The sequence below is a fragment of the Flavobacterium sp. SP2 genome (genome assembly GCF_057626655.1).
In genome coordinates, this window is record NZ_JBVHBT010000003.1 from 145,495 (window position 1) to 166,161 (window position 20,667).

Below are 20,667 nucleotides of genomic sequence, written 5' to 3' on the forward strand. Positions count from 1 at the left end.
TTTGAACATAAAATTTATAAAATTAAACAGCAATTAAACGAAATTAAAAAAAGAAAAACCACTTAAATTAATAAGTGGTTTAGTTAGAATATATAATGTAGCGGAAATTATTTTTTCAATAAATCTCTAATCTGAATTAGTAATTCTTCTTGTGTTGGTCCAGCTGGTGCAGTAGGTGCAGGCTCTTCTTTCTTTTTCATACCATTAATTGCTTTTACCAATAGGAAAATTACAAAGGCAATTACAATAAATCCTATTACAGCAGCAAGAAATTTACCGTACAAAATTCCACCATCAGTTTTTAAACTTGCTAAATCTTCAACTTTTGCAGCTTTTAGAGCAGGATTTAATAATGCTGGCGTAATTACATCTTCTACCAACGAAGTAACAATTTTACCAAATGCAGCTCCAATAATAACTCCAACTGCTAAATCCATTGCGTTTCCTTTAGCAATGAATTGTTTGAATTCAGAAATCATTCCCATAATTTTTAATGTTTTAAATGTTTAGATACTCAAAAATAGTTAAAATTTTAACATATCACTCATTTTTCAATAATAATTCTATTCCCGATAAAAAATTCTTTTTACCCGTTGTGATATTCCAGTCAAAATTTCATAAGGTATTGTGTGTAAAAGCTTTGCAATTTCATTTACCGTCGGATTTTTCCCAAAAACAATTACTTCATTACCTTCTTTACAATCAATTTCAGAAACGTCAACCATCAACATATCCATGCAAACGCTTCCTACAATTGGCGCTTTTTTATTCTTAATCATCACATGTCCAATTCCATTTCCTAGTTGGCGCGAAATTCCGTCGGCATATCCTATAGGAATTGTGGCTATTTTAGTAGTTTTAGTAGCCATAAATCGTCGTCCATAACCTACACTTTCGCCAGCTTCAATGGTGCGAATTTGTGAAATTATTGATTTTAAAGTGCCTACATTTTCAAGATATTTCTGCTCTTCATCATCATTTGAAATTCCATAAAGTCCTATTCCCAGTCGAACCATATCGTATTGTGCTTGTGGAAAATTAGAAATTCCAGAAGTATTCAAGATGTGTCTTATCGGATTTATGTTCAACGCTGCAATTAATTTCGTCGATAATTCTTCAAACAATTCTATTTGCGAAAATGCAAATTCCTGTTGGTTTAAATCATCGGCTGTAGCCAAATGCGACAATATACTTTTTACCGAAACGGTTGTGTTATTTTTAAGTTTCGCAATAAGTTCATTCAAATCGGCTTCTTGAAAACCCAAGCGGTGCATTCCGGTATCCAATTTTATATGGATGGGGAAATGCTTCAGCTTCTTAGTTTCGGCAATCTTTAAAAAAGCATTTAATCCTTTTATCGAGTATATTTCGGGTTCTAATTCGTGCGTAATAATTGCCGAAAAACTGGTGCTTTCAGGATTCATCACCATAATTGGAAGTGTAATTCCTGCGCTTTTTAAGGCAATTCCTTCGTCGGCGAAAGCAACTCCAAGGTAATCTACTTTATGGTGTTCTAACAACTTTGCGATTTCAAAACCACCATTACCATAACCAAAGGCTTTGACCATAACCATCAGTTTGGTTGGTTTGCCTGGTTCATTAGTTTCTAAATCTTGTTGTAACTTCGATTTAAAAAAGTTTAGGTTATGACTAATAGCATTTAGATTAATTTCTAAAACAGTTTCGTGGGTTTTCTCCTCGAGTGCAGCAACAATTTCTTCAAAATGAAAATGGCGCGCGCCTTTTATCAATATAGTTTCGTTTTGAAACGAAATGGTATCTAAGTTGTCAATAAATTTTTCAGTAGTTTCAAATGCAATGCAGTTGGGAAACTTGTTTTTAAAATTAGAAATGGTAGTTCCAATTACAATAACTCTGTTGATTTTATTGGATATTATCAACTGTGATACCGCCGAATATAAATCGTCTAATACTAATCCGCTTTGAAAAATATCAGATACTATTAAGGTTTTCTTTTTGTATTGTTTTTGACTTTCAAGAAAATCTAAAGCAATTTTTAACGATTGATAGTCAGAACTGTAGCTATCGTCGATTAGCGTAGTATTATTAAGTCCATTCTTAACTTTCAATCGCATTTCTACCGGAAAAAGCAATTGCATTCGTTCTTGAATGGTGGTTTCGTCGTATTTTAAGTGAAGCAAAACCATCAAGCATTGAATTGCATTTTCTATCGATGCTTGATCTTGAAAAGGGATTGTTATTTTGAAGCAAATTTCCTTAAAAGTGATTTTGAGTTCTGTTTTATCGCTCTTTTCGTTAGCAATAATAAACACATCTGCTTTTTTATCGTTGGAGCTCCAAGTGAAGGTTTTAATTTTGGGATTGATAAAAACTTCTATGGTTTTGTTTTTGTTCAGTATTAAAACCGATACCGAGGTGAAAAGCTTTAATTTTTCTTTAATTTTCTCCGAAACATCATTAAAACCTTCGTCATGCGCTGTTCCAATATTGGTAAGGACGCCTATTGTAGGTTGGATAATTTTTTGAAGTTGTTCCATTTCATTAATTGTAGAAATGCCAGCTTCAAACAATCCAAGATTATTTTTTTCGTTAATTGCCAATACCGAAAGCGGTACGCCAACTTGAGAATTGTAACTTTTTGGACTTCGAACAATATTAAAATCGGGACTCAATAAGAAATGAAGCCATTCTTTAACTATCGTTTTACCGTTACTACCAGTAATACCAATGATGGGGAAATCAAAATTATTGCGATGATACGAAGCTAGTTTTTGCAAGGCATCAACTGTATTGGTAACAACCAAAAAATTGGCCTGATGCTCTAAATTTTTAGGAATGTGTTGTACTACAAAATGGGTAACTCCTTTTTTAATTAATTCTAAAATAAATTTGTGCCCGTCGTTATTTGGACCAACTATTGAGAAAAATAAGGTTCCCGAACCATTGTTCAACGACCTACTATCAATGGAAACCAAATCGATTAAAGCAATATCGTTTTTACCGATAAATTCGGCTTTAATTATAGGAATTATTTTTCTTATGGAAAGTGTCAAGAGGAATGATTTAAAGTTGTGAAGCTAAGAACTCAGTCGGAGTCATTACGGTAATTTTCGAATTTTTAAATCCATTTTTATCTCTAGTAATTATGAAATCACAGTTATGATGCAAAGCACTGTTGTATTGAACTGCATCTTCAAAATCTAAGAAATCAGAAATGAGACTCTTATCAACATTAAATTCATCAATTATAGAAATATTGCAAATAATTCTAAATTTTCTTAATGTTTCTAGCACTAGTTCTTTAGGATTTACCTTCGATGCAACGTAAAATGTATTGACAAAAGACAACGAAGAGGTAAATAATTTTATTTTATTTTTTTCAGAACGGGTTGTGATTTCAGCTATTTCTATATAATACGGTTCTCTTTTGATGATTAAATCAATAACCACATTCGTGTCTAAAAAAATTTTCATAAAGAGTTGTATTTTTCAACTAGATAATCCTGACGGTCTTTTTTATAATCAAAATCGGCAGCAATTGAACCATGTTCTAAAGATAAACTTTTCACAAAATCAGAGACTTCGATGGCTTCCTTATTTTTTTCAGATGATGTTATTGCATCTAAATAAGTTTCAACAATTGATGATACGCTAATCTTTTGTTTTGCAGCATAAATTTTAGCCTTTTCAATAATGTCTTTATCTAATTTTAAGGTGAGTTTGGTATCCATAAACAGTAATTTATAGTTATACGTACAAAATTACAAAAAGTTTCCGTACAGAGTGTAGATGTTACTTCTTATTTTTCTCAGAAACATTTTCAACGTCTTTAACCATTATGTTTTCTCGCATGGCGTTATAATATGCAGCGCGACTCAAAGGTTCGTATTCTTCGGTTTCACCCAACATTACCAGCTTGTCGTTATCGTTTTTTCTGAAACTGTAATTGGCCAAATTCCCCGTTCGAGTACAAACCGCATGAACTTTGGTAACATACTCGGCAGTAGCCATAAGTCCGGGCATTGGGCCAAATGGATTGCCTTTAAAATCCATATCCAATCCGGCCACAATAACTCTTATTCCAGAATTAGCCAAGTCATTACAAACACTAATAATTTCATCGTCAAAAAACTGTGCTTCGTCAATGCCTACAACTTCGCAACCTTGAGCTAAAATTCTAATATTTGCTGCTGCAGGAACTGGAGTTGAACGAATTTCATTCTTATTATGAGACACTACCATTTCCTCATCGTATCGAGTATCAACAGACGGTTTGAAAATTTCTACTTTCTGTTTTGCAAATTGAGCTCTTTTCAATCTACGAATTAGTTCTTCTGTTTTGCCAGAAAACATCGATCCGCAAATAACTTCGATCCAGCCAAATTGTTCTTTATGATTTACCGTATTTTCGAGAAACATTTTGTATTTTTAAACCATTAAAAGTAATTAATTTAATTACTTTGTATTGAAAACAAACCGACATAAATATTTTATACATTTACGTCGTTTCAAATGTAGAAAATATTTATCAAAGGTTCTTTCTTTCCTTAGGCAAAGATTAAACTTAAAGAAAAAATTTAGCATAAAAATAAGACAAGCTACCCACTATAATTTCAAAAGTTATGAAGAAAAGATTAGAATCTGAATTAATCAGCATTGCACACCGAATTTTAAAATTAAAAAACAAATCGGAAGTCGATCAATTGTATCATGAAACTCAGAAATTATACGAAACGTTATCGGTTTTGAAGTTTTATAACGACAATTTTGAGCAATTAAAATCAGTAGTTTCCTCGGAAGAATTGGAAGAAAAAATCGAGAATTCTTTTGTCGAAAAGCCAATAGAACAACCGGAACAACAAGAAGTTCAAGAAGAAATAGCCGTGGAAGCTAAGACTGAACAAGTAGCTGAAGAAAAATTAGAGGCGCAAATCGAAGAAATTACGACCGAAGAGGAAGCCGAAGTGGTTTCGGAAGAAAGTATAGAAGAAGTTTCGGAAGATACAGAAGAAGAAAACGATGCTCCTGTAATTGTAGGAGCCATTGAATTAGAAGATGATGAAGAGGATGAAATTCCGGTTGTTGATGCTAAAGACGATTTGGATTTTGCACCAATATTTGAAGTAGCATCGGATAGCATAGAAGAAAAGGTCGAAGAACAACCTGAATCTAAAAAGCAAGAACCAAAACAGATTTCATTTGAAGATTTATTAGGTCAAAATTACAGCGAGCCAGTTTTTGTGAAACCTAACGATATTGTGACTTCTATCCCTAAGAAAACAGAAGAAGAGAAAAAAGAGGTGGTTGAACAACCTAAACCAGTTTCATTAAACGAAAAATTGGCCATAGGAATCAATATTGGGTTAAACGACCGAATTGGATTTGTAAAAAATCTTTTCGCCGACAGTACCGAAGATTATAACCGTGTAATTTCGCAATTAAATACTTTCAATACGTTGCAAGAAGCTCATGAGTTTATTGAAGACATGGTAAAACCAGATTATAATGAGTGGAAAGGTAAAGAAGAATACGAAGAACGATTTATGGAAATTGTTGCCAAAAAATTCGTGTAATGTCAAAATTATATATCGTTCCTACACCAATTGGTAACCTGGAAGACATGACTTTTAGAGCAATAAAAGTCCTAAAAGAAGCCGATTTAATCCTTGCTGAAGACACACGCACAAGTTCGAAATTGCTCAAACATTTTGAGATTTCAACACACATGCACAGCCACCACATGCACAACGAGCATAAAACGGTTGAAAATATTATTAAGCGATTGCAAGCTGGAGAAACTATTGCTTTAATTTCAGACGCTGGAACGCCAGCAATTTCAGATCCAGGATTTTTACTGACGCGTGCTTGTGTAGAACATAAAATTCCTGTAGAATGTTTGCCTGGTGCAACGGCATTCGTTCCGGCTTTAGTAAACAGCGGATTGCCTAATGATAAATTTGTTTTTGAAGGATTTCTACCAGATAAAAAGGGAAGACAAACTAGATTTCTAGCTTTGGCTGACGAATATCGCACCATGATTTTCTACGTTTCGCCACACAAACTGAATAAAACTTTAGCCGAATTTGCTCAGTATTTTGGTGCTGACAGGCAAGTTTCGGTTTCTAGAGAATTGTCTAAATTGCACGAAGAAACCACACGTGGAACGGCAGATGAAGTCTTAAAATATTACGAAGCGAAACCTGCCAAAGGCGAAATTGTGGTTGTAGTTGCTGGAAAAATAGCAGTTAAAGAAAAACGAAAAGACAATGACGAATAAAAGTTCAGAATTTATTACTAGAGTAAAAGAAAATCCTACCTCAATTGGTTTTGCAGAAACCATCGAATACATCGATACCAATTTTACTTTCACGCCAACCGCATTTAAAAACGGAAATCAGTTGAATGTTGCTGCAGAAAATAATGGTTCTTGTAAAATATTTGCTTTCGCAAAACTAAATCATTTAGAAAAAGATGAAACGTTAGCTCTTTTCGGAAGCTACTATTTTGATGATGTTTTAAAAAATCCTGAGGGAAATGATCATCAGAATATTAGAAATTTTATGGTTTTTGGTTGGGATGGGGTTACGTTTGATGGTGAAGCTTTGGAATTGAAGTAAAAACTTTCAATTCAATTTATTACATTTGTAATTATACACGCCAAAACTTATAATCTAAAATCTAATATCCTATGCGTTGGACATTACAATCGAAGCCAGAAAAAGAAAAAATTCAAAAATTACAGAACCAACTCAACGTTGACGAAACCATTGCCACCTTACTCCTTCAGCGTGGCGTTGAAAATTACGACCAAGCCAAAACATTTTTCCGTCCAAGTTTAAACGATTTACACGATCCGTATCTGATGAAAGATATGGACAAAGCCGTTTCCAGAATTGAAAAAGCAATCGAAAATCACGAAAACATCTTAGTTTTTGGAGATTATGATGTCGATGGAACAACCGCCGTTTCATTAGTTTCGTCTTATTTAAAAAGCTATTATCCAAATGTTGCAACGTACATTCCAGACCGATACGATGAAGGTTACGGAATCTCCTTCAAAGGAATTGACTATGCCGACGATAACGGAATTTCATTAATAGTTGCCTTAGATTGTGGTATAAAATCCATTGCTCATATCGCCTACGCAAACGAAAGAAACATTGATTTTATAATTTGCGATCACCATCGTCCAGGAACCAATTTGCCTGATGCAATTGCTATTTTAGATCCAAAACGCGACGATTGTTCTTATCCTTACGATGAACTTTGCGGCTGCGGAATTGGCTTCAAACTCATACAAGCGCTAGCAGCAAATAGAAATCAAACCTTGAACGATTTACTAATTTATCTCGATTTGGTTGCCACAGCAATTGCAGCAGACATTGTTCCAATGACTGGCGAAAATAGGGTTCTAGCCAAATTCGGTTTGGAAGTAATAAATAACAATCCAAGACCTGGAATCAAAGCGCTCATCCAAAATGTCAAGAAAAAAGTGCTCACCATAACTGACGTAGTTTTTATAATAGCACCAAGAATAAACGCTGCAGGAAGAATAAAACACGGCATCGAAGCGGTTGCTTTATTAACAGAATACAACCTCGAACAAGCCGAACAATTTGCCTCCGAAATTGAACAACACAATTCCGACCGAAAAGATTTAGACAAGCAAATCACCATCGAAGCGCTATCGCAAATAATACAAAATAATGAGAAAGATCGATTCTCAACTGTTGTGTATCAAGAAAATTGGCATAAAGGCGTTATCGGAATTGTTGCGTCAAGATTGATTGAAACCTATTACCGACCAACTTTAGTTTTTACTAAAAGTGGCGATAAGCTAGCTGCATCGGCTAGATCGGTAAAAGATTTTGATGTGTACAATGCCTTGGAAGCTTGTGCCGAACATTTGGAGCAATTTGGCGGACATATGTACGCAGCAGGAATGACTTTGAAAGAAGAAAATTATCAGAATTTCAAGAATGCTTTCGAAAAAGTAGTCTCGGAAACCATTCATCCCGATTTACTGATTCCAGAAATTTCAATTGATGCCGAATTAAATTTTACCGATATTAATCCTAAATTTGTACGATTACTAAATCAGTTTGAACCTTTTGGTCCGCAAAATATGACGCCGACTTTTAGGTCCAACAATATAAAAGATACTGGCTATGCGAAGCCTTTAGGCAAAAATGACGAACACTTGAAATTATTTGTCAAGCAAAATGGTTCTGAAGGTTTTGGCGCCATAGGTTTTGGACTCGGAAACAAATTAGAATTAGTACAGAATCAGAAACCTTTTGAAGCTGTTTATTGTATTGATGAAAATGAGTACAACGGTACAACAAGTATTCAGTTACGACTGAAAGATTTGAAAAATTAAAAAATGAAAGAAAAAGATCCTTACGCAGCGTTGCGGTATAAAGAGTTTAACCTGTTTTTAATCATGCGTTTTGCAATGGTTTTTGCATGGTCAATGCAGTTTGTAATTATTGAATGGGAAGTGTATAGTCTAACGAAAAATCCGCTGTCACTTGGAATTATTGGTTTAATGGAAATTATTCCAGCAGTTTCGATGGCATTATTTGCAGGTCATATTGTCGATCAAAGCGAAAAGAAAAGCCTGCTCATCAAATGTATTTTTGGGTTTTCGGTAGTTAGTTTGGGTTTGTTTTTAGTCACTTTACCTTCCATACAAAGTAGTTTTTCGGTCAACGGAATTCTATATATCGTTTACGCCTTGGTTTTTCTTGGCGGATTGGTTCGCTCGTTTATTGGACCAACAGTTTTTTCGCTTTTATCACTCATTGTTCCTAAGAAAATCTATCCTAATGCTTCTACTTGGAGTAGTTCGGTTTGGCAAATGGGATCGATGTTTGGACCAGCATTAGCCGGATTTTCAATCAGTTTGATCGGCGTACATTGGTCGATGTGTTTGGTTTTTGCATTTTCGGTTTTTGCTTTATTAACGCTTTCACAAATTTCTAAAAAACCAATTCTGAATCCGAAAATTGGCGAACCGGTAATGCAGAGTTTGAAAGAAGGTGTGAAATTTGTTTTCAAAAACAAAACCATATTGGGTTCACTTTCTTTAGATATGTTTGCCGTTTTATTTGGTGGCGCAGTAGCGTTATTACCAATTTTTGCGCAAGATATTTTAAAAGTTGGTTCAGAAGGATTCGGGATTTTAAGAGCCGCACCTGCCGTTGGCGCAGTAATTACCATGATTTTGTCGGCTTATGTTTCTTTAAATAAAAATGCTGGAATCAAACTTTTATCGGCTATTTTTCTGTTCGGAATTTGCATGATTGTCTTCGGATTATCAACTATTTTTTGGGTGTCAGTGATGGCGTTATTTTTAAGCGGAATCGTCGATGGCGTTTCGGTGGTCATTCGAAATACGATTTTGCAAATCCATACGCCCGACAATATGCGCGGTCGCGTTTCCTCGGTAAATTCAATATTTGTAGGTTCGTCTAACGAGCTTGGCGCATTTGAGAGTGGCGCAACAGCCAAATTGATGGGCGTAGTAAATGCCGTAGTTTTTGGCGGAATTATGACATTAGTAACGGTGACAACAACCGCAATTGCGTTGCCCAATTTTAGAAAACTCGATTTACAAAAAGATGTTGAAGCATTGGAAAATGGTGAGTAACAATTAGTTGTTTACATTTTTAGAATCTTAACATTTTGTAACCATACACCGTTATTATATAACTTTTTCTGCATTCTGTCTATTAGTTTTGCTTTAAATAGTCCACTTTGGATTTATTTGAGTTTTTTCTTGTTGATTTAAAACTAATTTCTTTTAGCGATGACAGACGAAATTTTTCAAAATGCACCAATGGGTGTAACATTACTAGATAATAATAGCGCAATTTTTAAAGTTTGGGCTCCAAATGCTACTGCCGTATTTTTAATTGGTGATTTCAATAATTGGGATGCTACGAGTTTGCCATTAGCGGATATTGGTGAAGGAAATTGGGGAATTATTTCTGATAATATTAAAGATAACGCTGAGTATAAATTTGTTATTAAAACACAATCTGGCGAATTTTTACAAAAAAATGATCCTTACGCAAGAAAAGTTACTAATAGCATAGGAAACAGCGTAATTTATAAAGACGAATTTGATTGGGAAGGTTTTGACCATTTCGAATTAGAAAGTTTCAATAAACTTGTAATTTATGAATTGCACATTGGAACTTTTAATAAGAAAGAAAATCAAAATTTGGGCGATTTTTATTCTGCTGTGGAGAAGCTAGATTATCTTGTTGATTTAGGAGTCAACGTAATAGAAGTGATGCCAATTGCTGAATTTCCTGGTGATTTTTCGTGGGGTTACAATCCGGCGCATCCTTTTGCAGTTGAGAGTACTTATGGCGGACCAGATGGTTTTAAAAATTTGGTTAAAGAAGCGCACAAACGTAACATTGGTGTTGTTTTGGATGTTGTTTATAATCATTTTGGACCCTCAGATATGGATATTTGGCAGTTTGATGGATGGCATGAAAACGATAATGGCGGAATTTATTTTTATAATGATTGGAAGGCCAAAACACCTTGGGGCGAAACACGTCCAGATTACGGACGAAATGAAGTGAGAAGTTACATTTACGACAATGCAATGATGTGGCTAAATGAGTTTAAATGTGATGGTCTACGAATGGATATGATTCCGTATATCAGAAATGTAAATGCTGATGGAAATCCAGAAAACGATTTGCAAGATGGAAAATCCTTACTTCAAATCATTAATCAAGATATTAAAAATAACTTTCATAACAAGTTAATTATAGCAGAGGATTTGCATTCAAAAGACGAAATAATTACCAACGTTTCTGAAGATGGTTTCGGGTATTCAAGTCAATGGTGTGCTGCTTTTGTGCATCCAGTTAGAGCTCTTTTAACCACAGCGAATGATGATGATAGAGATTTATTTTCTTTAGAAAATGCAATGGTTAAAAAATATGATGAAGACGCTTTTAGTCGCATAATTTATACAGAATCACACGATGAAGTAGCCAATGGTCAAGCTAGAATTGCTGAAGAAATTGCGGTTGACGAAGTGAATAACTATTATTCTAAAAAAAGAGCACAACTTGGCGCGGCACTTGTACTTACTTCTCCCGGAATTCCGATGATTTTTCAAGGTCAGGAATTATTGGAAGATGGTTTTTTTAACGATACAACGCCAATTAACTGGGATAATGTTGCTAAATACGGAAAGTTTGTAAATTTCTTTAAAGAGTTAATCGTACTTCGCAGAAATGGTAACGGATTTTCAAATGGATTGCAGTCTCAGAATGTTGAAATTAAACATTTAAACAATGAATCGAAAGTTATTGCTTATCACAGATTTGAAAATGGCGGTCCGAGTGACAGCGTTTTTATAGTAATGAATTTATCAAATAGAGCGTATACCGATTATGAAATTGAATTTCCATTTAAAGCTAATTGGGAACTAGTGCTTAACTCTGATTCTGATACATTTGATGATGAAAATAAAAATCGTGAGGTTACTATAAGATTTGAAAATTTAAAAAGTAGTTTAAGTATATATGAATATGGACTACTGGTATTTGTAGCTAAATAAATTTTAAGCTTTTGTGTGATAGGTCTTCAATTCAAAGGTATCGCCATCAAAAACACCATAAGTGAAATACCCAATCCAATCACCTAAATTCACATAGTTTGCATTTTCTCCAACTTGAAGAATCATAGGTAAATGTCGGTGTCCAAAAATTAAGTAATTGTAGTGCTTACTTTCTAGTTTTCGTTTGGAATATTGAACCAGCCATTCGTTTTCTTCACCAAGGAATTTTACATCGGCATCGCCAGAAATCAATTTGTTTTTAACTGAAAGATATTGCGCCAGTTGTACGCCCAAATCGGGATGCAACCATCGAAAGATCCATTTAGAAAACGGATTGGTAAAGACTTTTTTCATGCGTTTGTAGCCTTTATCACCTGGACCTTTTCCGTCGCCATGTCCAATTAAGAACGTTTTGTTTCCAAATGTAAACTCGGCATTGTCATGATAAACCGGAATGTTCAATTCCTTTTGGAAATAATCGTTCATCCATAAATCGTGGTTGCCTACGAAGAAATATATCGGAATGCCGCTATCGCGAATTTCTGCAAGTTTCCCAAGAACACGAACAAATCCTTTTGGAACTACGGTTTTATACTCGAACCAAAAATCGAATAAATCACCCAAAAGAAAAATGGCTTCGGCATCTTTTTTTACTTCGTCTAGCCAAGCTACAAACTTTTTTTCGCGAGGAAAACTAGCTTCTGGAGTTGGAGCTCCAAAATGTTGGTCGGATGCGAAATAGACTTTTTTATTGTTGGGTAATTGCATGGGGCAAAAATAGTGATTTTTTTTAAGAGATGAAAAGAGGAAATGGAAAGACTAAAAGATAATAGATGAATAGATAATAGATGAATAGATAATAGATGAATAGACAATTGATACCTCTTTGCATAATAGATTCTATTATCTATTCGTCTATTATCTATTCATCTATTGTTTATTCATCTATTATCCATTACCTATTATCTATTCGTCTATTATCTATTATCTATTCGTCTATTATCTATCAATCTAAAAAAAAGATTGGAGTGTAAAGCCGGAATTGCCATTGTTGATAATGCGCAAGCCAATTGCTTCTAATTATCCGAAGCAAACCATTCGGCGAATGAACTTTCAGTTTCTTGAAGTTTCAAAGAGTGGAGTTCGATTCCGTGAGGTAAGCGGTCTTTTATTTTTTTAGCAAAATCGATAACCATGTTTTCGCTAGTTGGTTGGTAATCTACCAGAATTACGTGGTGACCGCGAGAAGAAAGTTCGTTGGCCAACTCAACATGCGGTGTGTTTTTATTGAACACTGTGGCATGATCGAAGTTGTCTACGATTTCTTCTTTTACAATAGTTTTTAAATCGGTGAAGTCGATTACCATTCCGAATTTTACGTTGGTGTTATCCAAAATTGGCGTTCCGATTACGGTTACTGAAAGTTTGTAGCTGTGACCGTGAACGTTTTTACATTTTCCGTCATAGCCGTAAAGTGCATGGCCGGTTTCGAAACTAAATTGTTTGGTAATTCTGATTTTGCTCATTTCGATTTGTTTTGAGTGCAAAGTTAGTTACTTTTTGAATTGGTTGAGTGCGTTTTTGGTAAAATCGGATAAGACTAATGTACCCGAAATTGCGGCTCTTTCGTAAAGTAAGGTATTCCAGTTTTCGGTGTTTTGCCAAAATACTTTTTTCATTTCGGCTAGCGCTTCAGGACTGTATGTGGCTAGTTGTTGCGCTGTGGCTTGTACAGCCAAATTTAGTTCTTCGTGGCTTTCAAAAACGTGTGCGTACAAGCCTTTTTCTTTTGCCCAAGATGCCGATTTCCATTCGGTTGGAGTTAAGGTCATTTCGGTGAAAGCGGTTGTTCCTATTTTTCTAGAAACGGCTGGTTCGATTACAAATGGTCCGATTCCGATTGCGATTTCTGATAATTTTATAGCACTTTGTGTTGTTGCCATGGCGTAGTCGCAAGCAGAAGCGAGTCCGACACCACCACCAACGGCTTTTCCATGAATGCGTCCGATAATGATTTTGGAACATTTCCGCATGGCATTGATTACATTGGCAAAACCTGAGAAGAATTTTTTTCCCTCTTCTAGATTATCAATTGGAAGTAATTCGTCAAATGATGCACCGGCACAAAATGCACCTGTTCCTTCACTTTGGAGCACTACGATATTTACGGTTTTGTTTTCACTTGCCTTATTAAGTTCAATAACTAGATTTTCTAGAAGATAGCTTGGGAATGAGTTGCTTGCTGGATGTGAAAATGTTATGGTAGCAATAGTGTTTTGAATAGTGGTATGAACAAAGCCTTGCGAATTGTTTATAGACATAATGTGTAATTTTATGTAAAAATACTACTATTTGGAAAACTTAGAGATTTTGTTTTTGGAAAATGTTTTTGGAGCATAAAAAATAGTATATTTGGCGAAGATTTTTGGGGGATTAGCTCATTTGGCTAGAGCGCTTGCCTGGCAGGCAAGAGGTGACCGGTTCGAATCCGGTATTCTCCACTGTTATTTAAATTTTTATAAAAAATTAATTAAATGTTGGGTTCGAATCCGGCGTTTTCTTTCCTTCTAAATTTTACTTAAGAATAATTAAATGCTGGTCTCGAAACTGGTGTTTTGTACTTCCTTTTAAATTTTAATAAAAAATTAATTAAATGTTGGGTTCGACTCCGGCGTTTTCTTTCCTTCTAAATTTTACTTAAGAATAATTAAATGCTGGTCTCGAAACTAGTGTTTTCTACTTCCTTTTAAATTTTTATAAAAAATTAATTAAATGTTGGGTTCGAATCCTGTATTCTCTACTAACAATTGTAAGCCTTGCAGAGATGTAGTTTTTTTAGATTATAAAATGTAATTTTGGTGTTGTAGTTTACTCGATAACTATTTCTTCAAACTCTTTTTTCAATGGTTTCATTCTATTTTCTTTTGAGTAAATTTTGTATTCTGTTGTGAAGTAATTTTCGGTTTCATTTTCTAAATTCTCATGCTCTAATTTCACCAAATCTTCTTGAATTATATAATTTCCATTATAAATGCAACTAAAATCTACAAAGCGTATTCTTACTTCAAAAGTTCCATTTTCAAATAATTTTAAAGTTCCAACTTTAGGTATATCATTATGCTCTATTTTTCCGGTTAAAATCGTTTTAGTCCAAAACTTTTCATAATCATTTTGAATTAAGCAGAAAACGGTTGCAGAGAAAAAAATAAAAATTATACTTGGAATAAAATCAAACTTTTGCTTGTGTTTAATTTTGAGGTTTAAATTTATTAAGATAATTACAACAAACGTAATTATAAAAATTAGGCCTAAAAATAGAAATTTAAAAAACGAAGCTATTCCAACACAATAATTTCCTATAGGAAGAAATTGATAACTTAATAGGATTCCAATTATAACCAAAATCAGGTATTGAATTGTCTTGGTATGATTCATATTTAAACAATTGTGCTTTGCCGTTTGCAGAAATCACTATTTCAAAAGGTTTATTAGCTTATGAACTTACTTTATTTGAGATTTTTTATTTGTGTTTATCAGAGATACTATTCCAAGTAGTGTAAAAATAGCAGCACAAATTATGATGATGAGGTTGTTGTTATAGTGCTTATCGTTATCCAGTTTAAGTGCATAATTGCCTAAAACTACTAATCCGCCTAAAATCATAAAAATTGAAACGTTTTTCTTTGACTTATTTTCCATGTTGTGTTTTTTGGTTGAGGTGATTACTACTATGATCTTTTATTGGTTTTTAGGTATGCTATTTAATTATAAAGAATGTATTAAACAAAGATAAAGTACTTATATCTAAAATTTTAAATTTAGCTTTTGTTATTTAGCTAAATCACTGTTAATTATAGTTTTTATTATATCATTAATTTTTCTTTTATTTTTTTGTTGCAATAAAGCTGGATATAAATTGAAAATAACATTTGTGATCATTAATATAATTCCGAATTCAATTTCTGCGTAAATTATTGAAGTTACAGAAAATAAAATTACGAGAATAAAACCAATTAAATGACTTATCTCAGCATAAGTCATTTCTGTGCTTAAGTTTCTTAATTCTGTTAATCCAATCTTTTTCTTTAAGATTAGTTTTGGGTTGATTTTTCTCCAAAATGTTTTAGTTACTAGCCATTTTATAATTGATATTCCAATTATTTGATAAACTAATCTACTTTTGATAAGTTCTATATTGGAGATGTTTTTATAAAATTTTCTTTTCTTAATTAATTCATTAATTGCTATTCCTATAACCATAGACGTAAATACTATGGAAATTGATGATAAAATGTATTGAATTTGTAGCATTTTTGTAAAGTTGCTTAAAGTATAACTGATTCAGGAGCTACTATAAAATTAAGATTATGCTTACACAAATATAATTAAAACTATAAATTAAAATCTTTCGACTTTAATAATTTAGTGCCATTCCATTTCGTGAAACCGATGTTAGCATAGTATTTATATTCCTAATCGCTTTTTTAAGTTTTCATAATTCTGAGCTTTCGATTCTATGTGAACTCTTTTAAATTTTTTTGTATGGCTGAGTAGTAATACTATTATTGATGGAATAAATAGAGCCATTCCTTTTTTAAAACTTCCTTAATATAATACAGTATCTATTGGTGTGCAAACAAATAATAAAAAAAGAGTGTATCCAGATATTGAGCTAAAGATAAAAGTTATTAAGTGTAAATTGTCTTTGCCATATAAATAATTCTTTACTTGATAATAACCAATAAAAAAAATCAACCAACCAAAAGTATAAGCAATAAAAACCAAAAAACCGTTTACTCCATAGTCATGATGATTTTTGGGAATATGATTCGGATCATATTTTATATTTAAGAATAGTGTCAATAGATAAATTCCAATGATTATAATTGAAAAGTAAAGAGAGTAATTAAAACGTTTTTTAATTGACATTTTTAAACTATACGTTTTGAATATTATTGCTAACTATTGAAGGTATCTAAGTAATTTTGTTTATACTATCATTTGTAAACACTAAGTGCTTTTCGTTTTAGATTACAAACAAAAGTTATTAGAATTTATAATTTTCAGTGAAATTATAATCGTTACATTTCCTTACTTCCCATTCTTTAAATCCTCAGCGACTTTCTCCAATTCCATATACCAATCTTCACCAAATTTTCGGATTAGTGCTTCTTTCACAAATTTATATACCGGAACTTGCAATTCTTTTCCAAGGCTGCACGCATCGTCGCAGATGTCCCATTTGTCGTAATTTACCGCTGCAAATTCGGTAAAATCTTTTACTCGTATTGGATATAAATGACAAGATACTGGTTTTTTCCAAGAAATAATGCCTTGATTGTAGGCTTGTTCGATGCCGCAAAGTGCTGTTTTTCCGTCAAAAATAACGTAGGCGCAATCCTTATCGTCTATTAAAGGTGTTTCTAAATCTTGATCAGTTCCTTTTACCCAAGTTCCCAATCGCTCAATGGCTTCAATACCTTCTTTGCGTAAAAAAGGTTTTACTTTAGGGTATATTTCTTCTAGAATTTTAGTTTCTTCTTCGCTCAAAGGTGCGCCAGCATCGCCGTCAACACAGCATGCGCCGTGACAAGCAGAAAGATTGCATACAAAGTCTTTTTCGAGGATGTCTTCTGAAACTATAGTTTTTCCTAATTGGAACATGGAGAAATTTTTAATATTAATTATAACTTATTTTAAGCTAAAATGGATTACAAAGGTACGAATGATTTATGATGTTTTATCTTTACTATGAATTATCTTAAAATTAACGAATCATTTGGAATGTAACGCTTTAGAAAGCAGTACTTTTGCCAAAATTTTAAAAAACGAGTTATGTTTGGATTGGATATCAGAGAAATAGCAACTATAAGTATGGTACTTTTTGCCGTTATAGATATTGTGGGTACAATTCCTATTGTGGTTGATTTGCGTCAGAAAGTAGGTCATATTGAGTCGGAAAAAGCTTCGATTGCCGCAGGAATTATCATGATTGTATTTTTGTTTGTGGGTGAAGAACTGTTGAAATTGATTGGTATCGATATCAATTCGTTTGCAGTAGCCGGTTCGTTTGTATTGTTTTTCTTGGCGTTAGAAATGATTTTGGGCATCCGAATTTATAAAGAAGAAGAAGCGAGTTCGGCATCAATTGTTCCGTTAGCGTTTCCATTAATTGCTGGTGCAGGAACAATGACTACCTTACTATCATTACGATCTCAGTTTGCCACAATCAACATCATCATTGCTATTGTGCTCAATATTATTTTGGTTTATGTCGTATTAAAATCATCGGCTAAAATCGAAAAAATACTAGGTAAAAATGGTTTGGGCGTTATTCGTAAAACCTTTGGTGTAGTACTGTTAGCTATTGCTGTTAAATTATTTGCTGCTAATGTTAAAGGTCTTTTTGTGTAAGACGTTTTTTTGTACTTTTACCTTCTTAAATTATTGTAATGAAAATTTTTACTACTTTATTAATTCTTGTAGCTGTTGGTTTAATCGTGTTCAATATTACACTTTTAGATTTTGAACATCCAACCGAAGGTAACAGTGCTGTTGCTTTAATTGGAATTTTAGCAGCTTTTTGTGCGGTTTTTATTCTGTTGATTTTTAAAATGTCTAAAAAAATTGACGAGAAGCTTAATAACTAAGTTGTTTTCACTTTTAAATCGATTTCATGTTTGATGTTTTAATTATTGGCGGTGGCGTTTCGGGAGTTTCGTGTGCCTTAGTTTTGGGTTCGGCTCAGAAAAAATGGTTCATGACCGATAAAAAAATCGGAATTATTACACATCAGAAGAGCTCGGCATTGCAAGATGGTGTTTATAATAATGCCTATGGAATTCCTGCAGGCAAACTGGGTTCTGAATTGCTTACAGAAAGTACGCAACAACTTCAGGATTTATATCCGCATGTATTACAAATTGCCAATGAAAAAGTCATGATTGTAGAAGGTGAATATCCTAACTTTACGGTTTTTACGAATAAGAATTCCTATCAAACTAAAAATATTGTCGTTGCCGTTGGTTCTTCCAACACCTTTGCGATTGAAGGCTTGTTGCAGTATGTAGAACCAAATAAAAGAGCTATTGCTGAAAAACTTCGCATTCAGCTTAAAAATGAAGACCATAAAGTTGCCGACGGAATTTATGTAGCTGGAACCTTAGCAGGTTGGAGAAGTCAACTGGCTATTGCCGCTGGAAGTGGTGCTTCGGTTGCTACCGACATCATGACGCTTTGGAATAACGGAATTCCGGCACAAAGTCATGATTCTATTAGAAAATAATTTATTTACTGAGAATTTTTCGTGCAATTTTAATTAGAAAATAAATAATTGCTACAAGCAGTACGCCTACAAATACTTGCCATAAAGCCAACCCTATACTAAAGTTGCTTGCTATTTTTTCCATTTAGATTAATTTATTGTTGCAAAAGTAAAACTTTTCTTTTTTTGTTTTGAAAGGATTACTGCAATTTTATATTTTCAATTTAAAGTGGTTTAGTTAAAACCTTATTTACCATTTTATCCTCTTTCAAGAGTATTTGATAGTATTGTTTTTCTCCAAAAAGTTGTCTTGCAAATTCAGCTGTTAAGTATCTGTTTACAATTGATTTGTTTACACTTAAATCCAATTCCAATCCGTTTTTAGCAAGGTATTTTTGAAAGGAATCAACGTAAAAATCCGATTGCATTTTCTTTTTAAATTCTGCAAATCGCAATCCTTTAAAAGCAGTTCTGTCGTTATCTAGTACTTCAAATACAAAATGTCCTGCAACGCCGGTTTGTAATAAATATTCTAAATTTTCACTACCGTGAGCCGACTCTAAACCTACAAAAATATCAGGAACAATGCCACCGCCGCCGTAAACAGTTCGGCCTTTCTTGGTTTTGAATTTTAAGGAATCTGCAATTTTTATTTTATCTTTTTCGTACAATTCGCCACTTTCAAATCGCGCTTCCGATTCTTTATAATAGTCATCGCTTGCACCGTTCACATAGGGTTTTTGTATCGATCTTCCGCTTGGTGTGTAGTATCTTGCAATGGTTAATCGTACTGCCGAACCATCGTCAAAATCCATTTCGCGTTGCACCAAACCTTTTCCGAAGGAACGTCTTCCAAAAACCAAACCTCTATCGTTATCTTGAATTGCGCCAGCTAAAATTTCGCTAGCTGATGCCGAATTTTCATCAATTAATACGGCTACTTTACCGTTTTCAAATGCACCGTCTGCTGTAGCAAAAGTTTTGTCTATATTCCCTTTTTTATTTTTTGTAAAAACGATAAGTTCTCTATCTTTCAGTAATTCGTCAGCAACCTCGACCGCCATTTCCATAAATCCACCTCCATTTTCACGCAAATCTATAATCAAAGAAGTAATGTTACTTTTTTTAAGGTTTACTAAAGCATCGTGAAATTCTTTTCCAGTAGTTTCTGCAAAGCGATTGATTTTGACATATCCAGTTGTTTTATTAACCAAAAGTGCTACATCGACACTTTTGATGGGCACGATATCGCGTTTTACTTTAATTTTTAGCTGTTTGTTTTCTGATTTTCTAAAGATTGTTAAGGTTACTTCAGAGTCTATTTCGCCTTTAAGTTTGCTAAATAACACTTCATTTTTTAGTTTTTTTCCGAATAATTTAAAATTGTCGGCATATAAAATACGGTCACCTTCTTTTATTCCAGCTTTGTATGCTGGACCATTTTCTAAAGGTTTTATCACTGCTATAGTATCTTTATAATTGTAAAAGTTCACACCAATGCCCACAAAATCTCCTTTCATACTTTCGGCTACAGCGGTTTGTTCGCTTGGTGGAACGTAAACCGAATGCGGATCAAGATTGGCTAAAATATTGGTAACGGTTAAGTCTACAATCGAATCGGTTTTGACATCGTCAACGTATTCAGTATCTATAAAATTGATAAGACGGTTGAGCTTGGTCTTGTAGTCATTTTTAGATAATGAAGGCTGTGATACTGGAAAGTTCAAAAATCCACCAATGAAAATTCCTAGTGCAACACAAGAAAAAAATAATAACGGTATGTAGGTTTTGTCTATTTTCACTTTTACAACTACTCAATTAATAACGA

22 protein-coding genes and 1 tRNA gene are annotated in these 20,667 nt (G+C 33.6%); 10 read left to right on the plus strand and 13 right to left on the minus strand.

Annotation, left to right across the window (positions count from 1 at the left end; all coding sequences use genetic code 11):
* Positions 1-107: 107 nt before the first annotated feature.
* From mscL to ACZ098_RS08565, 5 genes are all read right to left on the minus strand, one after another.
* Positions 108-485, minus strand: a complete 378-nt coding sequence (gene mscL, locus ACZ098_RS08545) for a large conductance mechanosensitive channel protein MscL (RefSeq protein WP_487311338.1) — start codon at positions 483-485, stop codon at positions 108-110.
* Positions 486-563: 78 nt separating this feature from the next.
* Positions 564-3,035 carry a bifunctional UDP-N-acetylmuramoyl-tripeptide:D-alanyl-D-alanine ligase/alanine racemase gene (locus ACZ098_RS08550; RefSeq protein ID WP_487311339.1) on the minus strand — a complete coding sequence of 824 codons (2,472 nt, stop codon included), beginning with the start codon at positions 3,033-3,035 and terminating at the stop codon, positions 564-566.
* A 10-nt stretch (positions 3,036-3,045) separates the two neighbouring features.
* Positions 3,046-3,456, minus strand: a complete 411-nt coding sequence (locus ACZ098_RS08555) for a type II toxin-antitoxin system VapC family toxin (RefSeq protein ID WP_487311340.1) — start codon at positions 3,454-3,456, stop codon at positions 3,046-3,048.
* Positions 3,453-3,713, minus strand: coding sequence for a DUF6364 family protein (locus tag ACZ098_RS08560; protein ID WP_487311341.1), 261 nt, complete (start codon positions 3,711-3,713; stop codon positions 3,453-3,455). The genes ACZ098_RS08555 and ACZ098_RS08560 overlap by 4 nt, the downstream gene beginning before the upstream one ends.
* A 61-nt stretch (positions 3,714-3,774) precedes the next feature.
* Positions 3,775-4,401, minus strand: coding sequence for a thymidine kinase (locus ACZ098_RS08565; protein ID WP_487311342.1), 627 nt, complete (start codon positions 4,399-4,401; stop codon positions 3,775-3,777).
* A 203-nt stretch (positions 4,402-4,604) separates the two neighbouring features.
* Between ACZ098_RS08565 and ACZ098_RS08570 the strand changes: the two genes are divergently transcribed.
* From ACZ098_RS08570 to ACZ098_RS08595, 6 genes are all read left to right on the plus strand, one after another.
* A complete protein-coding gene (locus tag ACZ098_RS08570; protein WP_487311343.1) occupies positions 4,605-5,555 on the plus strand; it encodes a hypothetical protein in 951 nt (316 codons plus the stop codon).
* Positions 5,555-6,259 carry a 16S rRNA (cytidine(1402)-2'-O)-methyltransferase gene (gene rsmI / locus ACZ098_RS08575; RefSeq protein WP_487311344.1) on the plus strand — a complete coding sequence of 235 codons (705 nt, stop codon included), beginning with the start codon at positions 5,555-5,557 and terminating at the stop codon, positions 6,257-6,259. Before ACZ098_RS08570 ends, rsmI begins: the two co-directional genes overlap by 1 nt.
* The gene (locus ACZ098_RS08580) at positions 6,249-6,599 is read left to right on the plus strand and encodes a HopJ type III effector protein (protein WP_487311345.1); all 351 of its coding nucleotides are present in this window, start codon (positions 6,249-6,251) and stop codon (positions 6,597-6,599) included. The genes rsmI and ACZ098_RS08580 overlap by 11 nt, the downstream gene beginning before the upstream one ends.
* A gap of 71 nt (positions 6,600-6,670) precedes the next feature.
* Positions 6,671-8,362 (plus strand): single-stranded-DNA-specific exonuclease RecJ, encoded by a 1,692-nt coding sequence (gene recJ, locus ACZ098_RS08585; RefSeq protein WP_487311346.1) that lies wholly within the window; start codon positions 6,671-6,673, stop codon positions 8,360-8,362.
* 3 nt (positions 8,363-8,365) lie between these two features.
* The gene (locus tag ACZ098_RS08590; RefSeq protein ID WP_487311347.1) at positions 8,366-9,634 is read left to right on the plus strand and encodes an MFS transporter; all 1,269 of its coding nucleotides are present in this window, start codon (positions 8,366-8,368) and stop codon (positions 9,632-9,634) included.
* Between the two features lie 159 nt (positions 9,635-9,793).
* The gene (locus tag ACZ098_RS08595; RefSeq protein WP_487311348.1) at positions 9,794-11,575 is read left to right on the plus strand and encodes an alpha-amylase family glycosyl hydrolase; all 1,782 of its coding nucleotides are present in this window, start codon (positions 9,794-9,796) and stop codon (positions 11,573-11,575) included.
* A gap of 3 nt (positions 11,576-11,578) precedes the next feature.
* Here the strand turns inward: ACZ098_RS08595 and ACZ098_RS08600 are convergent, their stop codons facing one another.
* From ACZ098_RS08600 to ACZ098_RS08610, 3 genes are all read right to left on the minus strand, one after another.
* Entirely contained in the window at positions 11,579-12,343 is a 765-nt protein-coding gene (locus ACZ098_RS08600) for a UDP-2,3-diacylglucosamine diphosphatase (RefSeq protein WP_487311349.1), read from the minus strand.
* 308 nt (positions 12,344-12,651) lie between these two features.
* Positions 12,652-13,101 (minus strand): 6-pyruvoyl trahydropterin synthase family protein, encoded by a 450-nt coding sequence (locus tag ACZ098_RS08605; protein WP_487311350.1) that lies wholly within the window; start codon positions 13,099-13,101, stop codon positions 12,652-12,654.
* A 27-nt stretch (positions 13,102-13,128) separates the two neighbouring features.
* On the minus strand, positions 13,129-13,896 hold the full coding sequence (locus ACZ098_RS08610; protein ID WP_487311351.1) for an enoyl-CoA hydratase/isomerase family protein: 768 nt from the start codon (positions 13,894-13,896) through the stop codon (positions 13,129-13,131).
* Positions 13,897-14,002: 106 nt separating this feature from the next.
* Between ACZ098_RS08610 and ACZ098_RS08615 the strand changes: the two genes are divergently transcribed.
* Positions 14,003-14,076, plus strand: a tRNA-Ala gene (locus ACZ098_RS08615).
* Positions 14,077-14,443: 367 nt separating this feature from the next.
* Here ACZ098_RS08615 and ACZ098_RS08620 read toward each other — a convergent pair.
* The 4 genes from ACZ098_RS08620 to ACZ098_RS08635 form a co-directional block, all read right to left on the minus strand.
* Complete coding sequence (locus tag ACZ098_RS08620; protein WP_487311352.1) at positions 14,444-15,010, minus strand: hypothetical protein; 567 nt, start codon at positions 15,008-15,010, stop codon at positions 14,444-14,446.
* A 66-nt stretch (positions 15,011-15,076) separates the two neighbouring features.
* Positions 15,077-15,274, minus strand: a complete 198-nt coding sequence (locus ACZ098_RS08625) for a hypothetical protein (protein ID WP_487311353.1) — start codon at positions 15,272-15,274, stop codon at positions 15,077-15,079.
* Positions 15,275-15,403: 129 nt separating this feature from the next.
* Complete coding sequence (locus ACZ098_RS08630) at positions 15,404-15,886, minus strand: glycosyl-4,4'-diaponeurosporenoate acyltransferase CrtO family protein (protein WP_487311354.1); 483 nt, start codon at positions 15,884-15,886, stop codon at positions 15,404-15,406.
* A 780-nt stretch (positions 15,887-16,666) separates the two neighbouring features.
* Positions 16,667-17,239 (minus strand): DUF3109 family protein, encoded by a 573-nt coding sequence (locus tag ACZ098_RS08635; RefSeq protein ID WP_487311355.1) that lies wholly within the window; start codon positions 17,237-17,239, stop codon positions 16,667-16,669.
* A 171-nt stretch (positions 17,240-17,410) separates the two neighbouring features.
* Between ACZ098_RS08635 and ACZ098_RS08640 the strand changes: the two genes are divergently transcribed.
* From ACZ098_RS08640 to ACZ098_RS08650, 3 genes are read left to right on the plus strand one after another with little or no spacing between them, the layout of a single operon-like run.
* Positions 17,411-17,989: a MarC family protein gene (locus tag ACZ098_RS08640; protein ID WP_487311356.1), complete on the plus strand. Its 579-nt coding sequence runs from the start codon at positions 17,411-17,413 to the stop codon at positions 17,987-17,989.
* 38 nt (positions 17,990-18,027) lie between these two features.
* Positions 18,028-18,225 carry a hypothetical protein gene (locus ACZ098_RS08645; protein WP_487311357.1) on the plus strand — a complete coding sequence of 66 codons (198 nt, stop codon included), beginning with the start codon at positions 18,028-18,030 and terminating at the stop codon, positions 18,223-18,225.
* A 26-nt stretch (positions 18,226-18,251) separates the two neighbouring features.
* Positions 18,252-18,860: an FAD-dependent oxidoreductase gene (locus tag ACZ098_RS08650; protein ID WP_487311358.1), complete on the plus strand. Its 609-nt coding sequence runs from the start codon at positions 18,252-18,254 to the stop codon at positions 18,858-18,860.
* Positions 18,861-19,063: 203 nt separating this feature from the next.
* On the opposite strand, the gene ACZ098_RS08655 is transcribed toward ACZ098_RS08650, so the two are convergent.
* Positions 19,064-20,641 (minus strand): S41 family peptidase, encoded by a 1,578-nt coding sequence (locus tag ACZ098_RS08655; protein WP_487311359.1) that lies wholly within the window; start codon positions 20,639-20,641, stop codon positions 19,064-19,066.
* Between the last annotated feature and the right edge of the window lie 26 nt (positions 20,642-20,667).